The organism is Caulobacter sp. D5, from assembly GCF_003185805.1.
Taxonomy (GTDB): domain Bacteria; phylum Pseudomonadota; class Alphaproteobacteria; order Caulobacterales; family Caulobacteraceae; genus Caulobacter.
In genome coordinates, this window is the sequence record NZ_QHJY01000452.1 from 1 (window position 1) to 4,056 (window position 4,056).

General features: G+C 74.5%; 7 protein-coding genes. 2 read left to right on the top strand and 5 right to left on the bottom strand.

All coding sequences use genetic code 11. The features are described from left to right. Nucleotides 1-187: hypothetical protein (locus DMC18_RS23405; protein ID WP_146218191.1), on the bottom strand; the 187-nt coding region annotated here is incomplete at its 3' end. A gap of 80 nt (nt 188-267) precedes the next feature. Between DMC18_RS23405 and DMC18_RS23410 the strand changes: the two genes are divergently transcribed. Together DMC18_RS23410 and DMC18_RS23415 are read left to right on the top strand one after the other, a co-directional pair. Then, nucleotides 268-498 (top strand): hypothetical protein, encoded by a 231-nt coding sequence (locus DMC18_RS23410; RefSeq protein WP_110119750.1) that lies wholly within the window; start codon nt 268-270, stop codon nt 496-498. A gap of 15 nt (nt 499-513) precedes the next feature. Then, nucleotides 514-1,170, top strand: a complete 657-nt coding sequence (locus DMC18_RS23415; protein WP_110119749.1) for a hypothetical protein — start codon at nt 514-516, stop codon at nt 1,168-1,170. An 86-nt stretch (nt 1,171-1,256) separates the two neighbouring features. Here DMC18_RS23415 and DMC18_RS23420 read toward each other — a convergent pair whose 3' ends face one another. The 4 genes from DMC18_RS23420 to DMC18_RS23435 all read right to left on the bottom strand — a co-directional run. Beyond that, nucleotides 1,257-1,928, bottom strand: coding sequence for a hypothetical protein (locus DMC18_RS23420; RefSeq protein ID WP_110133355.1), 672 nt, complete (start codon nt 1,926-1,928; stop codon nt 1,257-1,259). Next, nucleotides 1,925-2,404 carry a hypothetical protein gene (locus DMC18_RS23425; RefSeq protein WP_110133356.1) on the bottom strand — a complete coding sequence of 160 codons (480 nt, stop codon included), beginning with the start codon at nt 2,402-2,404 and terminating at the stop codon, nt 1,925-1,927. The genes DMC18_RS23420 and DMC18_RS23425 overlap by 4 nt, the downstream gene beginning before the upstream one ends. Beyond that, entirely contained in the window at nt 2,401-3,723 is a 1,323-nt protein-coding gene (locus tag DMC18_RS23430) for a FliI/YscN family ATPase (RefSeq protein WP_110133357.1), read from the bottom strand. The genes DMC18_RS23425 and DMC18_RS23430 overlap by 4 nt, the downstream gene beginning before the upstream one ends. Continuing rightward, the coding region (locus tag DMC18_RS23435) for a FliH/SctL family protein (protein WP_199232618.1) at nt 3,720-4,056 on the bottom strand (337 nt) is incomplete at its 5' end. The genes DMC18_RS23430 and DMC18_RS23435, both read right to left, overlap by 4 nt.

Here is a 4,056-nt window from a genome sequence, read left to right on the forward strand (position 1 = left end):
CCGCCGCCAGCAGGCCGCCGACCGGGGCCTGGCCGGGGACGAGCCCCGCCGTCAGCCGCGCGAAGGTCGCCGTACGCCAGGCCAGACGCGGGGCCGCCGCGTCCTCGAAGGCGGCGACGGCGAGGTCTAGCGCCTCCAGGGCCTGCGCCTCAGGCGACTGGGCCAGCAGGGCGGCGAGGCCGGTCATGTGGCTCCCTCTATGGCTAGGGAAAACCCGACTGGCGGCGGCGCATTGATCTTCGTATCGAGAGACTGAAGGAGTTCGCCATGTCCGCCAGCCGCATCGACGCCCCGTCCGTTTCCGGCGTCTGGAGCCACGGCCTTTCGGGGATTTCCCCGGCCGGCGAGCCCTCGCGCGCCCAGGCCTTCGGCGATTTCTCCGGCTTCTCGCGCCAAGACGGCCGCATCGGCCTGTCGGGCGTCTCGCGCGACCTGGACGACGCGTCCCGCGCCGTGGCCGACCGCCTCACCGACGCCCGCGACAACGGCTTCGTCTGACGCTAGCGTCGGGGCGTGACCGCCGACCGCATCCTCAAATCCGAGCCCGACTGGTTCGGCGCCGCCCAGGCCCTGGTCGAGGGCCTGCAGGGCCAGCCTAGCCTGGACCGCCGCGTCGACGTGCTGGAGCGCATCTGCACCGATCTGGGCGACGCGCTCTATCCGGGCTTCGCCAAGCTGCTGGCGGCCGTGGCCCATTTCGGCGAGCCCGAGGTCAAGGCGCTGGTCGCCGACACCTTGGCCCAGGCCCTGCTGACCGCCCGCCTGCCCGCCGCGCGCGTGCCGGCCTGGGGCGCGGGCGGCTTTTCCAGCCTGGGTATGGGCGGGCCGCTGCTGAGCAACAGCCGCAAGGTCGGGCCGCTGGAGTTCCTGTGCGTCTGGCTGGTGCGCGACATCGCCGATGCGCCGCTGGACGCCGAGGCCTTCGAGACGGCGGCGACCTACCTGCTGGACCTGGTCAGCGCCTCGCCCAAGGCGGCCAGCCTCTACATCGACAAGCTGCGCGCCGACGCCGCCGACCCGACCGAGGGCCTGCACAACGCTCAGAGCCGCCGGCTGATCGAGATCCTGGCCGACCGCTGGGCCGCCGGCGATCCCCCGGCCGAAGTCGCCCGCGCCGTGGCTCGCGCGGCGCAGGCCGATCGGGGGCGGTTCGGGTTGCCGATGCGGTAGGTTTTCTACCGCGACGTCCACAATGGACCTCACCCCGAGCCTGTCGAAGGGCGAGGTCCACGCGTCGAGCTGAACGGGGGCTCGGCTCACCGCACCCTCCGGATCAGGCTTTCCGGATCCAGGCCGTCATCGGCCTCGACGAAGAGGTCGGCCAGGGCCAGGCCGCGCACCTCCAGCCGCTTGCGCAGGGCCTCCAGCGCCTTGGTCACTTCGGGCGTGGCGTCGGGACGGGCGGCCAGGGTCAGGGAGACCGCGCCGTCGGGGCCGCGCGCCAGGCCAAGCCCGGTCAGCAGCGAGTTCTTGTCGGCCAACCCCAGGGCCAGCGCCTTGCGGTCGCCGCCGGCGGCGATCCAGGCCTGGTCCATGGCCGCGGCGAAGGCCTCGATCTCGGCGGCGCTGGCCGTGGCCGGCCCCGTCACGGGGATGTCGACCGCCTCGCCGCCCTGGCGGGTCAGGGCCGCCAGGGCGTCGACGCCCGTGGGTTCGGCGGCGGACGCCAGGTCCTTGAACTCGCGGGCTGGCCCCAGCAGGGCGGAAAGATCGACGGTGGCCCCCTCCTCCTTCTCCTCGCGCTCGGCCTCCTTCTGGCGCTCGGCGCGGGCCGGCTGGCGGGCGGCGGGTTCGCGACGGTCGGCGGCCTGTTGCAGGGCGGCCTGGAACTCGGCGCCGCGCCAGGGCGTCGCCTGGTCGGACGAGGACGACCGCTGGCTGGACGGGCTGGAACGGTCGGACGGGGCGCTGTCACGGATGGCGGTCATCGAATTCTCCTCAGGGCGCCGGCGTCCTCGATCTCCAGCTGCTCGCGGGCCTCGCGATCGGCGGCGACCAGGGCGCGGGCCAGATCCAGGCGGCCGCTCATGGCGTCGAAGCGGCCCTGGGCGCGGGCGAGGTCCCGCAGGGCGACGGCGAGATCCTCGCGGGCCAGATCCAGGGCCACGGCCTCCTGGTCGCGCAGGCGCTGGTCGGCGTCGCGGGCCGTGGCGATCGCCTCACGACGAGCCAAGGCGGCCTCGATCAGGTGGGCCGCGCCCGACAGGCCGCCGGCGAACCAGTCGTCGAGCCGGGCCTTGGCGAGGTCGTGGGCGGCGATCGCCCGGTCGCGGGCTTCCAGCGCCATGACCGCCTCGGCGACCTTGCCGCGGGCCTGCGCGGCCTCGCGCATGGCCTTCTCAACGCGGCGCTCGCGCAGCTTGACGACAGGAGTCAGGGCCTGGACCTGGACGCGGGCGCTCATGCGGCCGTCTCCATCAGGGCGGCCAGGGCCTGGTCGAAGGCGACGGCGTCGTGCGCGTCCTGGCGCAGCAGGCCGGTGATGGCGGCGCGGCGGGCGATGGCCTCGTCGGCCAGCGGGTCGCCGCCGGGCTTGTACTCGCCGATCTGGAGCAGGAACTCGATCTCGGCGTACTTGGCCATCCAGCCGCGCACCTTCGAGGCGGCGGCCTGCTGCTCCGGACACGTGACGCGCGGGAAGACCCGGCTGAGGCTGGCGGCGACGTCGATGGCCGGATAGTGGCCAGCCTGGCCGAGCTTGCGCGACAGGTAGATGTGGCCGTCGAGGATCGAGCGGACTTCCTCGCCGACCGGATCGCCGCCCTCCTCGTCCTCGATCAGCACGGTGTAGAAGGCGGTGATCGCCCCGCCCTCGATCGCGCCCGCCCGCTCGAACAGACGAGGCAGCTCGGCGAAGACCGACGGCGGGAAGCCCCGACGCACGGCCGGCTCGCCCACCGACAGGCCGATCTCGCGCAGGGCGCGGGCGAAGCGGGTGACGCTGTCCATCTGCAGCATGACCCTACGCCCCTCGGCCCGGAAGCCTTCGGCAATGGCGGTGGCGACGTGGGCGGCGCGCACCCGCTCCATGGCCGGGCGGTCGGAGGTCGAGACGATGACCACCGAGCGGGCCAGGCCCTCCGGACCCAGGCAGTCGTCGAGGAACTCGCGCACTTCCCGGCCGCGTTCGCCGATCAGGGCGATGACGTTGACGTCGCTGCGGGCGTGGCGGGCGAACATGCCCAGCAGGGTCGACTTGCCGCCGCCGGCCATGGCGAACAGGCCCACGCGCTGGCCCTCGCCCGTAGTCAGCAAGGCGTCGACGCTGCGCACCCCGGTGGCGAAGGGCGTGGCGATCGGCGGGCGGGACAGCGGATTGGGGGCCTCGCCATAGACCGGGAACGGCCGCAGCAGGCCGGTGATGGGACCCAGGCCATCGAGCGGCTCGCCATGGGCGTCGAGCACCCGGCCCAGCAGGCCCTCGCCAACCCCGATCTCGCTGCGGCGCGGACCGGCCACGACCTCGGCGTCGACCGCCACGCCTTCCAGCCGCGCCAGGGGCGTCAGGATCGCCGCCCCGCCGTCGAGGCCGACCACCTGGGCCTTGACCACGTGGCCGCCGGCGCGGTCGACGATCTCGCACTCCTGGCCGATGCGCACGTCCAGGCCCGTGGCGCGCACCGTGGTGCCGAAGGCCTGGGCCACGCGGCCGCGCCGCTCGACGGTGCGGGCGCCGCGCAGGACCTCGCGCAGGCGGGCGTCGGTATCGGCGTCCAGGCTCATGCGGCGGCCTCGCCGGCGGGGGCGGCGAACACCGCCTCCAGGGCCCGCAGCTGGGTTTCGAGTCCGGCGTGGGTGCGACCCGAAGGGGTGTCGAGCACGCAGTCGCCGGCCGGCAGGTCGCCATCGGCCACCACCTCGATGCGGGCGTCGATCGACCACAGGCGGCGGGTCACCGCGCCGGCGGCCTCGGGGGCGACGCGGACGCGGATCGGCTCTTCGGGCAACAGGTCGCGGGCGGCCTGCTCGGCCAGGGCGGCCAGAACCTCGTCGGGCGCGAGGCCGGCGGCGATGCGGCGGACGATGTCCAGCGCCAGGGCGCCGGACATCGTCCGC

Bases quoted from the DNA above. Each gene is read 5' to 3' on its own strand.
- DMC18_RS23410 (WP_110119750.1), top strand. From the start codon at position 268: ATGTCCGCCAGCCGCATCGACGCCCCGTCCGTTTCCGGCGTCTGGAGC.
- DMC18_RS23420 (WP_110133355.1), bottom strand. From the start codon at position 1,928: ATGACCGCCATCCGTGACAGCGCCCCGTCCGACCGTTCCAGCCCGTCC.
- DMC18_RS23425 (WP_110133356.1), bottom strand. From the start codon at position 2,404: ATGAGCGCCCGCGTCCAGGTCCAGGCCCTGACTCCTGTCGTCAAGCTG.
- DMC18_RS23430 (WP_110133357.1), bottom strand. From the start codon at position 3,723: ATGAGCCTGGACGCCGATACCGACGCCCGCCTGCGCGAGGTCCTGCGC.